At 59.8% G+C, this 17,983-nt stretch carries 15 protein-coding genes; 6 read left to right on the top strand and 9 right to left on the bottom strand.

Going from position 1 to position 17,983, the window contains the following annotated elements:
• Window positions 1-50 precede the first annotated feature (50 nt).
• The gene (locus BM348_RS16515; protein WP_092906555.1) at window positions 51-452 is read right to left on the bottom strand and encodes a CopG family transcriptional regulator; all 402 of its coding nucleotides are present in this window, start codon (window positions 450-452) and stop codon (window positions 51-53) included.
• A gap of 181 nt (window positions 453-633) precedes the next feature.
• On the opposite strand from BM348_RS16515, the gene BM348_RS16520 reads away from it, so the two are divergent.
• Window positions 634-885 (top strand): MTH865 family protein, encoded by a 252-nt coding sequence (locus tag BM348_RS16520; RefSeq protein ID WP_092906557.1) that lies wholly within the window; start codon window positions 634-636, stop codon window positions 883-885.
• Window positions 886-1,170: 285 nt separating this feature from the next.
• Window positions 1,171-3,165 (top strand): bacterio-opsin activator domain-containing protein, encoded by a 1,995-nt coding sequence (locus tag BM348_RS16525; protein ID WP_092906559.1) that lies wholly within the window; start codon window positions 1,171-1,173, stop codon window positions 3,163-3,165.
• 147 nt (window positions 3,166-3,312) lie between these two features.
• Here BM348_RS16525 and BM348_RS16530 read toward each other — a convergent pair whose 3' ends face one another.
• The 5 genes from BM348_RS16530 to BM348_RS22580 all read right to left on the bottom strand — a co-directional run bounded on the left by BM348_RS16530 (window position 3,313) and on the right by BM348_RS22580 (window position 9,428).
• The gene (locus tag BM348_RS16530; RefSeq protein WP_092906561.1) at window positions 3,313-3,660 is read right to left on the bottom strand and encodes a winged helix-turn-helix domain-containing protein; all 348 of its coding nucleotides are present in this window, start codon (window positions 3,658-3,660) and stop codon (window positions 3,313-3,315) included.
• Between the two features lie 187 nt (window positions 3,661-3,847).
• A complete protein-coding gene (gene otsB, locus BM348_RS16535; RefSeq protein WP_092906563.1) occupies window positions 3,848-4,699 on the bottom strand; it encodes a trehalose-phosphatase in 852 nt (283 codons plus the stop codon).
• A gap of 2 nt (window positions 4,700-4,701) precedes the next feature.
• The gene (locus BM348_RS16540; protein WP_092906565.1) at window positions 4,702-6,387 is read right to left on the bottom strand and encodes an alpha,alpha-trehalose-phosphate synthase (UDP-forming); all 1,686 of its coding nucleotides are present in this window, start codon (window positions 6,385-6,387) and stop codon (window positions 4,702-4,704) included.
• 221 nt (window positions 6,388-6,608) lie between these two features.
• Complete coding sequence (locus tag BM348_RS16545) at window positions 6,609-7,817, bottom strand: Cdc6/Cdc18 family protein (protein ID WP_092906567.1); 1,209 nt, start codon at window positions 7,815-7,817, stop codon at window positions 6,609-6,611.
• A 1,428-nt stretch (window positions 7,818-9,245) separates the two neighbouring features.
• Window positions 9,246-9,428 (bottom strand): hypothetical protein, encoded by a 183-nt coding sequence (locus BM348_RS22580; protein ID WP_139231219.1) that lies wholly within the window; start codon window positions 9,426-9,428, stop codon window positions 9,246-9,248.
• 762 nt (window positions 9,429-10,190) lie between these two features.
• Here BM348_RS22580 and BM348_RS16555 point away from each other — a divergent pair.
• Entirely contained in the window at window positions 10,191-10,748 is a 558-nt protein-coding gene (locus BM348_RS16555; RefSeq protein WP_092906571.1) for a TlpA family protein disulfide reductase, read from the top strand.
• 6 nt (window positions 10,749-10,754) lie between these two features.
• A complete protein-coding gene (locus BM348_RS16560) occupies window positions 10,755-11,426 on the top strand; it encodes a cytochrome c biogenesis CcdA family protein (protein ID WP_245779511.1) in 672 nt (223 codons plus the stop codon).
• 404 nt (window positions 11,427-11,830) lie between these two features.
• On the opposite strand, the gene BM348_RS16565 is transcribed toward BM348_RS16560, so the two are convergent.
• The gene (locus BM348_RS16565; RefSeq protein WP_092906575.1) at window positions 11,831-12,004 is read right to left on the bottom strand and encodes a DUF5786 family protein; all 174 of its coding nucleotides are present in this window, start codon (window positions 12,002-12,004) and stop codon (window positions 11,831-11,833) included.
• Between the two features lie 652 nt (window positions 12,005-12,656).
• On the opposite strand from BM348_RS16565, the gene glmS reads away from it, so the two are divergent.
• Window positions 12,657-14,471, top strand: coding sequence for a glutamine--fructose-6-phosphate transaminase (isomerizing) (gene glmS, locus BM348_RS16570; RefSeq protein ID WP_092907206.1), 1,815 nt, complete (start codon window positions 12,657-12,659; stop codon window positions 14,469-14,471).
• A 647-nt stretch (window positions 14,472-15,118) separates the two neighbouring features.
• Window positions 15,119-15,328, top strand: a complete 210-nt coding sequence (locus BM348_RS16575) for a DUF7563 family protein (protein ID WP_092906577.1) — start codon at window positions 15,119-15,121, stop codon at window positions 15,326-15,328.
• A gap of 97 nt (window positions 15,329-15,425) precedes the next feature.
• Here the strand turns inward: BM348_RS16575 and glmM are convergent, their stop codons facing one another.
• A complete protein-coding gene (gene glmM / locus BM348_RS16580) occupies window positions 15,426-16,739 on the bottom strand; it encodes a phosphoglucosamine mutase (RefSeq protein ID WP_092906579.1) in 1,314 nt (437 codons plus the stop codon).
• Window positions 16,740-16,971: 232 nt separating this feature from the next.
• Window positions 16,972-17,982: a lipid II:glycine glycyltransferase FemX gene (locus BM348_RS16585; protein WP_092906581.1), complete on the bottom strand. Its 1,011-nt coding sequence runs from the start codon at window positions 17,980-17,982 to the stop codon at window positions 16,972-16,974.
• Between the last annotated feature and the right edge of the window lies 1 nt (window position 17,983).

A 17,983-nucleotide genomic window follows, 5' to 3' on the forward strand; every position in this document is an offset into this window, starting at 1 on the left:
TCGCGCCTAGTAAGACCGGTTTCGAACCGCCCGCGTCTAATCCGTATCGATTAATTGGTAGTAGAACTCGACTCCTGACGATACGTGCCGAGTAACTCCTCGAGAATCAGACACTCCTGGTCGGTCTGATCGTAGTGGGTGTCGATAAACCGTTCTGCGGCCTCGTAGTTGCCGCGGAGGCCGTGCTTTCGAACGGCGATCACCGACTCGAGGAAGAAGGTTCCGCCGTCGGCGTTGGCCGTGGGTTTACGGTTTCTGTCAGCGAAGTTCAGTTCAGATTTGATCTCGTCGAAGTTGAAGGTCTCGACTTCGTGGTCCGGATCGAGCAGGGTGAGTACGTATTCGGCCGAGAATCGATAGAACTCGGATTTGCTCTCGAACATACCGTCTTCGACGAGGCCGTCGATCTCCTCGACCACGTCGTCCGGATATCTGACGGTATCCTTTGCCATGTAAAGTCCAATACAGCGAGAGATAATGATAGTTTTGGGCCGCGCGGATGGAGGGTGCACGGAAGCAAACTCCGTGTGGTGTATCGGACTCGGTCGAAACGTCTCGCACGAACATACTGTAAATTATCCTATAGTATGTATAAACAGGTTTATTATTTATCATACGGTACTAGCGCTCGCAATGGTAGACGAATCCGAACTCCGAGACCAGATGACAGAAGCGTTCGAAGGCGCAGACTACCCCATTTCCAGTCCGATGGACCTCGTCCCGGCACTGCCGAACGGGCCCGGAACGAAGTTCGAGTCGGGGGACTTCTCGATGACGGCGATGGAACTGAACACGAAACTCTCGGGTGGAGACTTTCCCTACGAGTCCGTCGACGCGTTCGTCGACGACGTCATCGAGAATTTGAAAGAGCAAGGAGAGATCTAACGGCGTTGGCAGTTCCTGATCGATTCTGAATATTCGACTCGATCGACCACTTCGTTGAGTATACACGACAGCCGGCCCCGGATCGGTTTCCGATGACGGATTTCGAACGAGTTCGATAGCGATGGATTCTCGGCGGTAGACAGCCTCCCCTCGCTTTGATCGCTGCTGCCTGCCGGCGGCCCGACGAACAGACCACTACCTTTTTGTTTCATCACGACAATCCATTGATAGAAATGAATGGTGTGTTGGTGCGTCGGCCGTCCGTTCGCTTTACCTCGAGAGCGTATGAGTGATGTCCTCGACGGCGACATCGTACTGGTTTCACCAGCTGATCGGGGACGACTGGAGTCCACGTTCGAGAACGACGATCGCGTGACCGTCCGGCGAGTCGTCGAACCGGCAGAGGTTTCGCGATCGATCGTCGACGGCAGTTCGACATCCCTCGTCCTCGAACTCGACGATCCGGAGACCGTTCAAACGACACTCCGACGGATCGACCCGGTGACGACTTCGTCGAGCGTGCTGGTCGCACCGAAGGCGGGAAGCGAGAAACTCGCAGCAGTCGCATTTCGGAACGGAGCCACGGACTACATCGTCGAGGACGCGGAGGCGCCGACCGGTGATCGAATCGTAGACAGTCTCCAACGACGACGAGCCGCCACCGACCCGGCGGTCGGCGTTTCCATGGGTCACGCGGTCGAGAACGACGAGCGGCTGTTCGAGCGGGGGCTCCCCGAAGAGGCGTTCGTCATCGACGAGGACGGAACGTATCTCGACGCGCAGATCAGCGAAAACGCCTCGGAGCTGTACTCGTTTCCCGCGGAGGATCTCATCGGACTACAGTTCGACGACGTCTTCTCGCCGACGGTCGCGTCCAAGTTACACGAGTGTGTCACGCGGACGATCGAAACCGGCGAGATCCAATCGATCGAATACACGGCCCAGACGGCTGCCGGCGCACGGAAGTTCGAGGCGCGCGTCGTTCTGGTCGACGAGGAGAGACGGGGCGACCGAGCAGTCGTCTGGCTCGCTCGGGACATCACCGATCTACGAGCCAAACAGGAGGCAGTTCGGTCCCGCCAGGAGCGTCTCGAGCGGATCAACGAAATCAACGAGGTCATCAAAGAGGTCGTCGGAACGGTCGTCGAATCACCGACCCGGTCTGCGATCGAACGAAACGTCTGTGAGCGACTCGTCGAATCAAACCTCTATCGCTGTGCTATCGTCGGTGGTATCGGACAGGATACCGACGTGTTCTACCGGACCGGACGCGGCGGCACTGACCCCGAACTCGAATCACTACTCGAGGAGGACCTTGGATACGAGACGGTTATCGAGACGGCCGAAGCGCGTACGTTCAGCAACGGTGCTCACGGATATCAGCTTCCCGAATCGCTCGGAAAGACCGAACCGCACCTCGAGAGTAACTCGGCGATCGTCGTTCCCATCGATCACGACGAGGTCGTCTACGGTGTGTTGGTGGTGCTCGCGACCAGAGCGAACGCGTTCGGATCGAGAGAGCGCGAGTGCTTTCAGTTGTTGGGTGAATCCGTGGGCTTTTCGATCAACGCTGTAAAGAACAGACGGCTACTCTTTTCGGATTCGGTCGTCGAACTCGAGATCAGGATCGACGGCGGCGATTCGATCTCGTTTGATCTGACGGAAGAGTACGACTGTACGTGCTCGCTGAAATGGGCTGGAGTGACGACCGACGGCAAAACGTATCAGTACGTCGTGGTCGACGGAATCGACGGCGAGACCGTTCGCCAGGAGGCGACCGACCACGACTCCGTACAGGAGTGTCGTGTGATCCACGACGGGGACCGCCGGTGTATCATCGAACTCCGACTCGTCGAATCGGCCGTCCGAGCGCTCTCGAATCTCGGGGTCACGATCCGAGACATCACGGTCGAGGATACCGTTGGAACCTGCATCCTCGACGTTCCCGGAGAGGCGGACATCAGGGAGATACTCACGACGCTCGGACAGATCTACCAGCGCACCGAACTCGTCGCCCGACGCGAAGTCGACCGATCGATACGGACGACCGCGCAAAAACGGGATCGAGTACTCGACGCGTTGACGGACAAACAACTCACCACCCTCAGGGTGGCCTACTACGGCGGGTACTTCGATTGGCCGCGCGGGAGCACCGGCGAAGAAATAGCAGCGGCGATGGACGTCGCACCGCCGACGATGCACCAGCATCTGCGGAAAGCATTACAGGAACTGCTCCGCGAATTCCTCGAGGAAGGGACGAAAGCGGATTTCGGTCGCTGAGTCGCTACAACTTCACACTCGATTCGGGGTACCACCGTATGGCAATTGCGTCTTCCAGTACGGTTTTGCGCTACCGACAGAGGGCGAGACCGGTGCTCGAGAGTTGGCACTCCAAGCTGCGGGTCGTTGAGAATAGCCAGTGGCTCGTTATTCCTCGTCAGAATCTTCGTCGCCGCGTGCGAAGCTCGCCGCAGTGTTCGACGCTTCGCCGGCACCGGCGGACGGTCCTTCGATGAGTTCCTCGAAGTCGTCCACTTCGTTGTACTGATCCTGATAGACCAGCGCTGCTTTTCCGAGCGACGTGATCTCGTACAGTCCGGAGCGCTCGGCGGGTCCGATTTTCTCGACGAGACCGTAGTCCTCGAGCACCGGCAGTCGGGTATTGATGTTCTTTCGGCTCTTGTCGGTATGGGCAGACAAATTCGTTGCGACGTTTCGGCCCTTGTCTTCGAGCGCCTCGAGAATCAGGAAGTCGGTTGGTTGTCTCAGTTTCATCTCTTGTTCTCTTGTACTGTACTCTATTTCCAGTGGTAACTAATACTTTCGGCTTCGACCCGACAAAAATTGTGAAAAGATTTAGAGTGTTTCGCAGAAATGTTCGCATTATCGGGCAGTTATACACGATTTTGTGTCGATAAAACCCGTCAATTCCGGTGTGTAGTCGAAGAGCGTACAGTATCTGTCACTGGACGGTCCGCTGGGAGGGCCGTCCGACCGCGTTCATCTGAGAACGCTTCGAGCGCGCGAGCGCGTCTGACTCGAGCCAGTGTAAGAACGATGCAACTGCGGCTGGCGAATCGAGCCGCGCAGACGCCCTGGACGGGGCTGGCTCGCCGACGAGGATTCCGATCCCCTCGGGTTCGACGGCCTCGAACGCTAATTCGTCCGTCGTATCATCGCCGAGATAGACTACCAGCGAGTCCGCGGGGACGGACCGCCGGAGGACTTCGACCGCGTTTCCTTTCCCCCAGGGGATTCGCGGCGAGATCTCGAGGATCCGTCTGCCGCGCGAGTACGTCAATCGGCCCTCACCGACTCGGTCGAGGACCGATTTCGTTACTCGCCGGATCGTCTCGCGTCTGTCTGGCGAGTTCGACCGCCGGTGAACGGTCGCCGTCAGTCGCTTGTTTTCGACCCAACAATCATCGAACGAATCGAACGCGTCCGAGAGTTCGATACAGGAACGGTCGACGAGCGTCGAGCGTTTCCGAGCGATCGGGTGGACCGAAACCGAACCGCGACGCTGAATCTCGAGGCCGTGATTGCCGGCGAAGAGACTCGGGCCGTCGAGTCTCGAGCGGACGTCTGCGAGCGAGCGCCCGCTCACGACCGCCGTTCGAACCGTCGGATTCGATGCGAGAGACTGCACCGCGTCGACGGCCGTCGTCAGCGGGGTCGCCTCCGACGGGTCGTCGACGATCGGAGCCATCGTTCCGTCGAAATCCAGACAGAGCAAGACGGAATCCGTCTCGCGAAGCGCCGATCGGATGCGTGGCAACTGCTCGTCGACGGGTATCGGGCTGTCCTTCGACATCGTTAGACCGGCGACTGGTGTTCGTTCGTCAGTTCGTCGAGAGTGTCAGCGCCGTCTCGAACACGCTGCATCTGGGCGAACTGGTCTCGCATCCACGAATCCAAATCGGCGTCGAAGACGCGCTCGCGAAGCACCGACATCCGTCGTCGCTTCTCCCCTCGCGCCGTCGTCAAGACACGCTCGAGCGTTTCCGTGAACTGATCGGTCCTGTTGGGAGCGATCGAAAACGCGTGGGAGCCGAGCATCTCGTGTGCGCCGACGCGATTGCTCAACAGCAGCGCTCCCAGTTCGTCGACGCTGGCGGCCAGATACTCCTGTGCGACTAGATTCATCCCGTCGCAGACGGGACTCACCAACATTACGTCGGCGTTGCGGTACAATGCGCACAAATCCTCCTGTGGAAGGATGTCTTCGGTGTAGACGATCGGTTGCCACTCGTCGGTGCCAAAACGTACGTTGATCCGTTCGACTTGCTGTCGGACAGCAGACCCCAGTTGTTGATAGGCAGGAATAGTAGTTCGCGACGGCGTCGCTTTCTGGACGAACGTAAACGACCCCCGCCACTGCGGATTCCGTTCGAAGAACGTTTCGACCGCGGCGAGTCGTTGGGGAATACCCTTCGTGTAATCGAGCCGGTCGACGCCGAGTCCGACCGCGTTCGACTGGGGAATCCCGTACTCGTCGCAGATCGATTCCCAGTTGCTCGAATCTGTCTCTCGGGACATCGTCGCGTACGACGACGCATCGACGCCCATCGGCGTCGCGACGACTCGAGTCTCGTTTCCGTCGTACCTGATCGTTCGGGTAGATCGGTCAACCGTCGCGGACGGGAGGAAGACGTCGACACACTCGAGGAACGTATCCGCGTACTGATCGACGTGAAAACCCAGCAAATCGTTCCCGAGCAAACCGTCGAGTAACTCGGACCCTATCGGGCAGTGGTCGAACGTCTCCGGGGATGGCCACGGGATGTGCCAGAAGTGAGCGACCGTCACCGAATCGGGAACGCGGTCCCGGATGAGTCGCGGTGCGAAACCGAGGTGATAATCCTGTAACCAGACGACCGACTCCTCGGACGCGTGTCTCGAAACTGCCGTCGCGAACCGGTCGTTGATCCGTCGGTACCACTCGAGATCGCCCGGCCGGTCGTCTATCAGCTGTTCGAACCCGTGACAGAGCGGCCACAGTACCCGGTTGCTAAATCCGTAGTAGTACGAATCTACGGCTTGCTCGGAAAACCAGAGCCGTCGAAGCGTGTACTCTCCCTCGTCCGGCGGAACGCGCACGCAGTCGTTCTCGTCGACGACCGCCTCGTCAGCGTCGCCGTCGCCCCACGCGATCCACGTCCCGTTCGATCGACGAAGGACGGGATCCAGTCCAGCAGTGAGGCCGCCAGTCGGTTCGTCGACCGTGATCTGTCGGTCCGACGCATCGGTAGCGTCTTCCTCACCGTCCGATACTGATTCCACTCCGGATTCGTCGGGCTCATCGATCTCCTCTGCGAACTCGTGGCGATAGGGCTGGCGGTTCGAAACCACGATCAGCGATTCGGGACACACGCTCGAAAGAGACGGCAGCTGCGTATCGCGGTCGGTCCGTCCACCGGACCGATAGTCCGAGTCGATTCGGTTGGTAGTAGAGACACTTCGTCGCCCGATCGATCGCCCTCGCTTCTCGAGATTTCGCATTCGCTGAAACAGGACAGGGTCCCCACGCGTTGGTTCGCCGCCTGCAACCGCATGGTAGTCTAATAGCGCCCGATAGTAGTCAGTCTCGAGAACTGGTCAGTCGACTGGTGAACGAGTTCGTGTGCCGAGTAACCGTATGGGCGGACACCACGTTTCCGGTGAATAGAGGAGTCGGAAAAGCGGTGATCGATCCCGAGGCGAGTGGCTGCCGAGATGGACTGTTACTCGGATTCGACGGTTTCGACGAGGACCTTCTGTACTACGTCCGGATCCTCGAGCAACTGGTGTTCCGTATAACTTCCCTCGGCGCTACCCCCGCTCTGTCGGGACTGCTCGATGATATCGAGGAACGCGTGTTCTTTCAGCAGGTCCCTGACCCGCCGCAACGAGAGCGTGTCCGATCCCTCCTGCCGGCAGATCTCCTCGTAGACGTCGAAAATTCGGGTCGTCCGGAAACCGTCTTCGTCCGTTTCGTTCAACGAAAGTACCGCAAGCGCCTGCAGAACGTACCGCGAGTGTGGGGTCGACCCGCGGATGAGCTCGCGGAACCGATCGGTTTCGGCCCGCTCACGGGCCTGCACCACGAACTCCTCGCGAACGGTTTCGCTCGAGTTCGACTGGGCGATCTCACCCGCGTACCGGAGAATGTCGATCGCTTTCCTGGCGTCTCCGTGCTCTCTGGCGGCAAGGGCCGCCGCACGCGGAATGACGGAGGGCTCGAGCACGCCGTCTTTGAAGGCGTCGCTCCGGGCCTGCATGATATCTCGTAGCTGGTTCGCATCGTAGGGCGGAAAGACGAACTCGCGCTCACACAGCGACGATTTGACGCGTTCGTCCATTCGATCCTTGTACTTGATCTTGTTGCTGATGCCGATGACACCAATCTTGCAGTCCGTCAGCTTCCCGGCTTCGCCCGCGCGCGAAAGTTGCATTAGAATGTCGTCGTCGTCGAGTTTGTCGACTTCGTCCAGGATGATGAGAACGACGCCATACTGGGAGTCGAGAACCTGCCAGAGACGCTTGTAGTACGTCGACGTGCTCAACCCTTTGTCCGGGATTTTGATGTCGGTCGCCTCCGAGTTGTTCATCGAATAGGCGATCGTCTGGACGGCCTGCGTTTCCGTGTTGTCCTGTGCGCAGTCGACGTAGGCGAACTCCGCGGTGACACCCTCCTCTTTGGCGACCCGCACGAGTCGTTCGGAGATATGTTTGGCACAGAGCGATTTCCCGGTACCCGTTTTTCCGTATATCAATAGATTGCTGGGGCTTTGTCCGAAGATAGCGGGGTTGACGGCGTTCGCGAGGTCCGCAATTTCGTCGTCTCGACCGACGATACGGCCTTCCTCTGGCAGATGGTTGATCTCGAGGAGTTCTTTGTTCTCGAATATGTGGTCGTCTCTCGTAAAGAGATCGTCACCGGAACTCGACATGGGTCACTGACACCACGTTTCCGGTGAATTATCTTTACTGTTTGGATCGGATGGAATCGGTCGGCAGCGAATCGCGGATCTCGTCTCGAGGGAGGGATCGGCGTTCCCAGAGAAGGACCACCGGTGGGCGAAGCGTATTCTCGAGCGCGCACACACCGAGTTTCCGGTGAAAGGGATCGAAGGGCGGCCGATCGCCAGAAACACTGGATACGGAGATAGTGGACGATAGGTACAGCGGAGACTGACAAACACAGTGGAGATAGTTGGTGGAGACAGACACACCGTGTTTCCGGTGAAAGGCGACGAAAGGGCGGGGTTGTGATCGGCCCGGTGGATTTTGTCCACCTGACTGATCTTGTTCGTTCGTCAGATCTCATTTTCCGGCGAGTTCCGTTCGGGGGGTTATATCGGAGTAGTTCCGGATAATGGAGTGTTCTCAGAAGAAGGTGTGTTCCGCGTTAATTTCCGCAACAACCGATCGTCTGAAGTATAAAAGTTGGAGAAGAAAAGTTGGAAGAAAACAATATTGAGTGTTGGATTAAGCCGGCTTTGGATTGCTGTATCTATACTAACTCACTGTTCTTACTACAGCAAATTATTAATATTAGTAGTGAGTATAGCCCATTGATTGGATCGGTTTGAAAAGAAGACGGTAGTCGGTTTGCAGCCGTTTTCACCGGAACTTGCGCTGATCGCCTCTTGTTCGGCGTTTCATCCCGGTGTTTCTTCTCGACGTTTCCCTTCGATTTTCTCTCACTTTGTTCCGCTCTCGTTCGTGAGCAATTGTAAGTGTGATCGGATATGGGTTCTGAGCCCTTCTCGCTCGAGTTTCACAGAGAACACCTCGAGAATTGACTACTGGTACCGACCGTTCGACTATCGGTACGAATCATTCGACTACTGGTTCTGATCGTTCACACTCTCCTCGCACACCGTCTTTCCGGTGAAATACACCGCCCCCTCACCCGCCCCACCCCCCTTCAGACCCGTTTCACCGGAAACCCGGTGTGTGCGCGCTCAAGAAAAAATCACCCACCATACGCGAGTATCGTTCCTCCGTGTCGCTCTCAGCCAACCGATCCGATCGAAATTCGCTCGGGTATCGCGGGCGTTCACCGATCAGGACCGGTGTTTCACTGGAAACCCGGTGTCTTCTCTCTCGGTGCACTCTCGTCGCCGCTTCACCGGAAATCTGGTGTGTTCTCCGCCGATCACGCGGATGACCCACGCCGGCTCTCGACGATCGCTCTCTCCACCGGAAACCCGGTGTGTCGATTTCGCGCGTGTGTCGTTTACACCTCTCGCAGTATCCCGTGTCGAGTATCGGATCCTGTTACCCGTTCCACTATCCAGCGATCCGCCACAGCATCACGAACTCACACATGGATTCGTGGTGAGTTGCACCCCTTTTCAACCCTGTTCGCCCCCTCAGTAGAAGTATACCTCGAGTTCGTGTCCACACGACCGACATTCGGTTTCGGTCCCGCGGAGTTGGCTCCGGCTGTCAGATGCTGTCGCGTCGATCGTCGTTCCTCGCGGAACACTGGCGCTAATTATCGTCTCACATTTGGGACAGCCGACCTCCATCGTGGTTCGATTCACGCTCGCCATATGTGGCCGTCAGACAGCCACTGGGTTAGTTATCCCAACCGTACTTTCCGCATCGTCGCATTCGAGTTCGAAATCGGCCTGAACCGAGCGATGCGCTTCGTTTCTCACAGTTTTGAAACAGCCGCGTCTATTTCTCGCGATCTCCACAGTACCGATTCCGTATCGCGCTCGAGTCGCCGTTATTTCGCTGTTTCGTTCGCTCCTCCAAGCGCTTCGGTCGATTTCGAACAGTTACTATCGAAAATCTGACGCCCCCAAACCGGGTCAATCGTCGGTTTCGCCATCTGCTCTCAGGAGATGTCGGTCGTTACTCGTCTACACTCTCATCGCAACGAGAACGTTCGTCGATGCAACGCGTTGGATTCGAGTTCAGCGGCACGATTTGCTCGAGCTGATGGTTCACCGCCGGCGATTCCCAGTCACCCGTAACGAACCAACGAGCATTTGATACTGTGGTCGAAGGAGTATACATGGACGGACGGTCGTCTCTCGGTTCGCTGGCGAGAAGCGATATCTTCGTCCCCGGAGTACGCTTCGACAGCACCGGCGGTAACCGGCCTTCCGATAGTACCGCGACCGTCGGTAGTAGCGAGACAAGCCATCTCGAGTTTCCCCCTTCGAATCACGGTTCGAAACTGACGGTCCCAACGTCGCGTTCGTTCCCGAAACAGCGACCCCCCACATCGAAGCGATCGTCTTCGCGATTTCGAACGCCCGCATCGATTGATTCGTCCGCCGACGGCCGAACGGAGGTCGGACGCGATGCGTAGACGCGAGTTGCTCGCCGGCATCGGGAGCATCGGTGTTCTCGGGACCGCCGGTACCGCGGCAGTGTACGGCGTTCCGTCGATACCGGGGTTGACGGGCGACGAGGGCGAACGCCGTCACGATCCGGTCCCGATTCAGACCCTCGACGCGCCGGGGAGCGAATCGGGCGAGATCTTGGTTCCGAACGAAGAGCGGGTGATGTTCGTCGATCTGTTCGCGACCGACTGTATTCCGTGTCAAGACCAGATGCCGGAGCTGCGAGAAGCCCACGACCGAATCGGCGACGAGGTGCAGTTCGTTTCCGTCACCAACGAAAGCGAGGACATCGTCACGGACGAGGACGTCGCCGACTGGTGGAACGAGTACGACGGCAACTGGACCGTCGGACGGGATACGATGTCCGATTTGATCGTCCACTACGGCGCGGCGACGCCGATCGCGATCGCGTTCGATTCCGACGGCCGCCTTCACTGGGAGGAGTCCGGAAAGAAGACGGCGGACAAAATCGTCACCGAACTCGAGGCCGTTCTCAGAGCCGACAGGAGGTCGTAACTAGTCGTGATAGATCCCGCTCTGGTGTCGATGGTCGGGTTTGCGATTACAGCAGGAGTCACGACGTTCTTCTCGCCCTGTTCGTATCCGCTCCTTCCGGGGTACGTCGGATTTTACGTGAACCAGACGGAGGGCCAGGGCTCGTCGGTGTCGGGCTCGGTCCTCCGTGGACTCGTGGCTGGTATCGGGGTACTGGTGACCTTTACGGCGCTTTTCGGCGCGGCATACTGGCTCGGCCAGAACCTCCTCACTAACATCACGATTCTCGAGACGGCAGTGGGCGTCGCGTTGGTCGCGTTCGGGCTCCTCGTCGTGTTCGACCTGGCACCGTCCCTTTCGGTTCCCCTTCCCAAGCGCAGAAGCGGTCTCGCGGGATTCGGCATCTTCGGCGCGGGGTACGCACTCGCCGCGGCCGGTTGCGTCGCACCGGTCTTTATCGGCGTCGTCAGCCAGTCGATGACGATGGATCCCGTTCCGGCGATGCTGGTAGTGGGATCGTACATCGGGATCGTCGTCGTTCTGATGGTCGCGCTGACGGTCGCGACGGGCGTCGGCCTCGTCGCGAACGCCGGCTGGATCGCCGGGCACACGAAAACGCTCGAGCGAATCGCCGGGATCGTAATGATCCTCGCAGGTCTCGGGCAGATCTATCTGACACACTTCGTCAACACGTACTGATTTCCGCCAACACGTACTGATTTCCGCCAACACGCACTGATTTCCGCCAACACGTACTGATTTTCTCGCGGCTTCCACCGGTCCGCTTGGTCCTTCGGCCCATCGAGAGTTCCGACCCGTTCCGTCTTCGAGAACTGGTTCGGGACACGCTACACGGCGGCATACCACGCGGGCCCCCACACCTCGCTTCCGGTGAATTTCTCGCGTAGAGATAGCTTTCGAATCCGTTACTCTCGACCCGGTCGCGAACCCGGCTCGAGCCACAGCGCTCCCGTCTCGAACGTCTGATCGGCGTTTCTCATTGCGATGAATCACTCGATAAAGTAAATCTCGCTAGACGATGCGGCGGCTCGAGCAGATCGAACGTTTTCTCAGAATCGGGACCTCTGGCCGACCGACCCAGTCTATTCGTCGTCTTTCATCTCGCCGAGTTGCGAGATGAGTTCGTCCGTCGAAGCGTCCGATTCGACGGTAAGTTGTCCGTCGTGGTCGTGTTCGTGGACGTTTACGGCTTCGCCGTCGTCTTCATCCGTCGTTCCTTGCTGTTGCTCGGACTCGTCGTAGCTTCCAAAACCCATGACTCACCCTTCGAACCCACTCTCAAAGAAGTGCCGATTCCTGATCGGCGGCACTTCACCGGAACTCCGGTGTGGTCGACCCGTCTCGCTCGAGAGACGGCGCTCACGAAATCCGAAACCACTCCCAACGGGAGAGTAGGCTGATCGAACGGCGCTTACCGCCGATCCGGCGCTCGGTTTGTCGATCCATACTGGTCGCACTATGCAGTCGCTACAACCGTCGATCACTCCTTGAGTGGCGCTCTGTCAGCGCTCCAGTTGGTATCGCGGTCGACACGACACGCTGTCTCGTCAACCCGATTCCCGTCCGGGTTCTCTTCGAGCACCGAACTGGACCACATATCGACAGTGATGGAAACGATTCCGTTCGAATCGAACGATCGATAGGCCCGTACTACAGGGTCCGTACAGTCTGCGTTAGCGGATCTATAGTAATGGGCCATGTCGGTTTGTAGTGTATCCATGTCCGTGCCATGTTCGCATCTCGGACAGCGCTCACGGACACCTATCCGATCATGAAACGAACGACCATTGGTGGCGCTCACACGACGGGATTCGCTCTCGAGTCCCGTCTCGCTGACCGGTGCCCGCCCTCGAAATCGCAGACCCCTCCCGAGATCGACCGTCGACCCAGTTCGGAGGTGAGCGACGGATGTGTGGAATAATCGCGCGCGTCGGCGACGGAAGCGCGATAGACCCGCTGCTCTCGGGACTCGAGAACCTCGAGTACCGCGGCTACGATTCGGCGGGCGTCGCGGTCCAGAACGGCAGCGGTATCGACGTACAGAAACGGTCCGGTAAGGTTTCGGACCTGAAGCGATCGATCGACGACGTGACGCTCGAGGGCGCGGTCGGAATCGGCCACACGCGCTGGAGCACGCACGGGCCGCCGACCGACGAAAACGCCCACCCCCACACCGATCAGGTGGGAGACGTCGCGGTCGTCCACAACGGTATCATCGAGAATTACGCTCGGCTAAAATCCCGGCTCGCCGCGGAGGGCCACGAGTTCACCAGCGAGACCGACACCGAGGTGATTCCCCACCTCATTCAGTCCCACATCGACGACGGACTCGACACGGAGTCGGCGTTTCGACGCGCGATCGCGGAACTCGAGGGAAGCTACGCCGTCGCGGCGATGCGGTCAGGTGAGCACGTCCTCTACGCGGCGCGGCAGGGTTCGCCCCTGGTCGTCGGGATCGAGGACGACGGATACTTCCTCGCGAGCGACGTCCCCGCGTTTCTCGAGTACACCGATACCGTCGTCTATCTCGAGGACGGCGACGTCGTCGTCGTGGACGAAACTGGGATCGAGTACACGGACCAGGACGGGAACCCGATCGAACGCGAACGCGAAACCGTCGAGTGGGATCCCGAACAGGCCGGGAAAGGCGAGTACGACCACTTCATGCTCAAGGAGATCAACGAGCAACCGACCGCGATCGCCCAGGCGATCGAGGGCCGGATCGATCCGGCCCGCGGCGCGATCGACCTCGATGGATTCGAACCGGGAGCGTTCGAAGACATCGACGAGGTCCAGTTCGTCGCCTGCGGAACCTCGTACCACGCGGCGTTGTACGGGGCGACGGCGCTCAACAGGATCGGGATTTCGGCGACGGCGATGCTCGCCAACGAGTACTCGGTGGCGGCCCCGCCGATCGACGACGGGACACTCGTGGTGGCGGTCACGCAGAGCGGTGAAACGGCGGATACGCTCAACGCGCTCAGGAGCGCGGCGGCTGCGGGCGCCGAGACGTTGACTCTGACGAACGTCATCGGCTCGACGGCCTCGCGCATCGCTGACAAGACACTACTCATCAGAGCAGGCCCCGAGATCGGCGTCGCGGCGACGAAGACGTTCTCCTCGCAGGCGCTCATGCTCGTGTTGCTCTCACGCCGGATCGCTGCGGACCGAAGCGGCGAGCGGAGCGGGGACCGACGATCGCTTCTCGAGGCGGTCGAATCGATGCCAGAATCGATCGAACGGGTACTGGACCGATCCGGCGCGGCGGCAGTCGCTCGTCGGTACGGCGACTCCCAGTCGTACTTTTTCATCGGTCGCGGGTTCGGCTACGCCGTCTCTCTCGAGGGCGCGTTGAAGTTCAAGGAGATCACCTACGAACACGCGGAAGGGTTCGCATCGGGAGAGTTGAAACACGGTCCGCTTGCGTTAGTAACCCCGGAAACGCCGATCTTTGCGGTCTTCACCGGCACCGAAGACGAGAAAACGCTGAAAAACGCCGAGGAAGCGCAAACGCGCGGCGCCCCCGTGATCGCGCTCTGTCCGCCGGGACACGAGGCGACCGAGATCGCGGACGAGCACCTGGAAATCCCCGAAACCGACGCCACGCTGGCTGGCTTGCTTGCGAACGTGCAACTCCAGCTAGTCTCCTACTATGCGGCCACCCAGCTGGATCGTTCGATCGACAAGCCTCGAAACCTTGCCAAAAGCGTAACCGTTGAGTAGGGAACCCTGCAGTCTCGTTTCTGACGGTATCGATTATAGTCACTCGGCACACGCAGCGAGTCGTAGCCACGCACATCGAGGCGAGGACGTACTTGAACACAGCAGGACTCGAATCTACCCCCATAGACTCACGTCCACGCTGTGTCTGTGCGGGGTTTGCCGTCCTCGTTCGACGTCGGATCGCAACTGGAGAGATTCTCCCGGGAAAATCGGGCTCTCTCCGCTAGTAAGTGGCTCCTACCTGTCCATAAACGTAACACCTGATAATCGAACCAGTTCGTTCGATATCACCGGACGGGGCAGGGTGCTGGCGAGCCGCGATCGCTCGGCCACTGTTCTGTCGACTGTCCACCAACCGGCCGGTCGCCTCGTTCGCGACTCGATACGCACCCATTTCCGTTCGATCGGAACCAGCGTTCCAGCCGGCCACGCCTCGGGCTGATATCGCGGGTCCTTTCCCTTCGCACAGTCTGTGAAACAACAGATTACCCGTCGGTAATATAGAATTTCGGCCGATAGGGACGGTAGCAGTCCGGAAATACTGACACTCTTTCGGTGCGGTTAATGACACATGAAACCAACCCTCGAGCGCCCGCGCCATGTTATGCAGCCTATAGTAAATAGTATACTGTCACAATGAGTTGACGATGTCGACGGAACCAACCGAAACCAAGTGGACGCCGATGACCGCCGGCCAACAGACGACCGCCCCTCGCTGTGTCACCTGTGGCAACCAGGTAACACGTCAGTTCGCACGCGTCTTCGGGGATAACCGCGACGTCGTCCACGCCTGCCCCGACTGTTCTACGTACCGCGAAATGAAAACGTCCGATTACATCCCGAAGGAAGTCCGATAGCGAGTCGCCGACTGCGGCCGGTCTACGAGTCACCTCCGTCGAAGTTCCCGGTCGAGCGGCCGGTGTGGCGCTCTCGATACCGTCTGCAGGAACGCCGTCACTCTCGAACGAGTTGCGTCGCCGTCTCGAAGAGATCCGCGGTACGATCGGTACGACGCGCCTCCGCCGTGACACGGACGATCGGTTGGGTCCCACTCGCGCGGATCAAAAACCAGCCGTCGTCGGTTTCGACGCGGACGCCGTCTCGAGCGTCCACGTCGTCGTAGGTCTCGAGAACGCGCCGTTCGACGCGTTCCATCTGCCGCGATTTGTCGTCGGACTCGATGGCCCCGCGGCGAATGGGATACGAGTCGATCTCCGACTCGAGACTCGAGAGTGGCCCGTCGGCGGCGACGAGCTCCGCGAGTTTGCAGGCGGCGAGCGGGCCGTCGGGGCAAAGGGTCTCGTCGGGCCAGATCCACGCCCCGCTCGGTTCGCCGCCGAAGACGACGTCCGCGTCGGTCGCCCGCTGTGCGACGTAGACGTCCCCGACTTTGGTTCGAACGAGCGATCCACCGCGGTCGGTCAGCGCGTCTTCGACAGCCAGGCTGGTATCGACCGGCGCTGCGACGCGGTCTCCCTCCCCGACCTCCTCGCGAGCGAACAGCGCGAGGAGAGAATCCTTCGGGACGAAGGTTCCGGTCTCGTCGACGGCCATCATTCGGTCGGCATCGCCGTCGTGGGCGACACCGAGATCGGCGTCGCTTTCGCCGACGAGCGTCTCGAGGGACTCGAGGGTCTCCGCGGTCGGCTCGCTCGGTCGCCCGGGGAACGAACCGTCCGGCTGCGCGTTCAGGGTCCGGACCGTACACCCAAGCTGCTCGAGCACCGTCGCCGTGATCTGACCCGCGCCGTTTCCGACGTCGACGATCACCGACAGCGGTTCCCGAAGGTCGACGCTCGAGCGGATCGCCGACGCGTGCGCCGCCGTGGCTCCCGAAAGCGTCGTTCGATCGCCCGTCTCGTCCCAGTCTGCGTAGTCCACCGCGTCCGACTCGACTCGCTCGGCGATAGCGGCCCGGCGATCGGGGCCGAACGCTTTCCCCGACGGCGTCCAGAGCTTGATTCCGTTGTCCTCTGGCGGATTGTGCGAGGCGGTCACGACGACCCCCGCGTCGGCGTCGGCCCAGTCGACCGCTCGAGCGATCGTCGGCGTGGCCGCGAGTTCCCCCTCGATCTCGAGGACGTCGCTCCCGCACTCACACAGCCCGGCCGCGAGGGCGTCGAGCAACATCGAACCGCTCTCTCTGCTGTCTCGCCCGACGACGACCCGTTCGTACCCCTCAGAGCCGAGCGCACGCCCGACCTCGAGTGCCAGCGATGCCGTTACGTCCTCGCCGACGCGACCGCGGATGCCGCTCGTTCCGAACATACCTGTGTCTCTGTCGGGGCGGCCCTTACTATGTTCTGACTACTCCCTGCGTGCTGATCCAATGTGGCCGATACTCGAGCACCGGATGGAAAGACGGCCCGTCAGGGGGTGCAAAACGAGACCGATCACCGACCGCTCAACCACTCGACCACCCGACCACTCGACCGATCGACCGCTCAACTGCTCGAGCGTCTCGAGGCAGACAGGGTCAGGGTCTAGTAAACGAAGCGATTCACCTAAATTTCCGATACCGATCGATCAGGAGGTTCACGCCGTAGGATCCGTTCGTGATGGTAAACTGCGATCGAAGCTCCGGGTTGAACTTCGCCTTATAGCGGTTGATACTCGGCACACCCGCCCCGACGAGGTCGTACCGTTCGAGCCCGTTTTCGGCCCCATCCCGAATCACGTGCCAGTCCAGTACGTCATTGATCGAGACGTCGACGTCCGCGTCGGGTTTCACCCCGCCTTGCCACCGGTAGCGCGTCGTCTCCGATTCGACGACGAGGATGCCCCCGACGAATTCGCCGTCGACGCGGCAGACGTACGGTCGTATCGCGCCGTCTGGCAGCAACTGATATAGCGACCGGGCGAACCCGTTGTTCATCTGGTAGGACTGGCCTTGACTCTCGTACCGCGCTCTGACCTGGTCGACGATCCGGTCGATGTCGTCGATCGTGCCCTCTTCGACGACGTACCGGTCCTCCGGGGCGTTGCGGATGTTAGATCGCGCGTCGCTACTGAACCGATCCAGCAGGTCGTCGGTGGACCTGTCGAGATCGAGTACGTAGGTGTATCCGGGCTCGACCTCGTAGCCGTTCCAGGTGAACGGCCGAACGTCGGGAAACTCCGCCGCGACGAACTTGGTATAGACGGGCGATAGCTCCGACTCGATCCACTCGAGACAGCCCTCGAGGAACCGTTTCGTTCGGCGATCGGCCTTTCGCTGTTTGAGCTTGTCGACGTTCAATAGCGCCGGCCCGAGATAACACGACCACGAGAACGGCGCCGGCGAAAAGACGCCCGTAATCGGCCCCTTGTTGTACTCGAAGACCGGGAAGAGCCCGACGGCTTCCTGGCCTTTGAACCCCGCGAGCAGGTGCGGTGTGGTCTCCGAGTCCGCGGCCTGCAACTCGAGGGCTTCGGCTCGGAAGAACGGGTTCGTCCCCGGCGACCGTTCGACGTACCGATTCCACTCCTCTGCGTCCGTCTCCGTGTCGAGAACGCGGATATCGATACCCATC

It is taken from the genome of Halostagnicola kamekurae (assembly GCF_900116205.1).
GTDB classification, from domain to species: domain Archaea; phylum Halobacteriota; class Halobacteria; order Halobacteriales; family Natrialbaceae; genus Halostagnicola; species Halostagnicola kamekurae.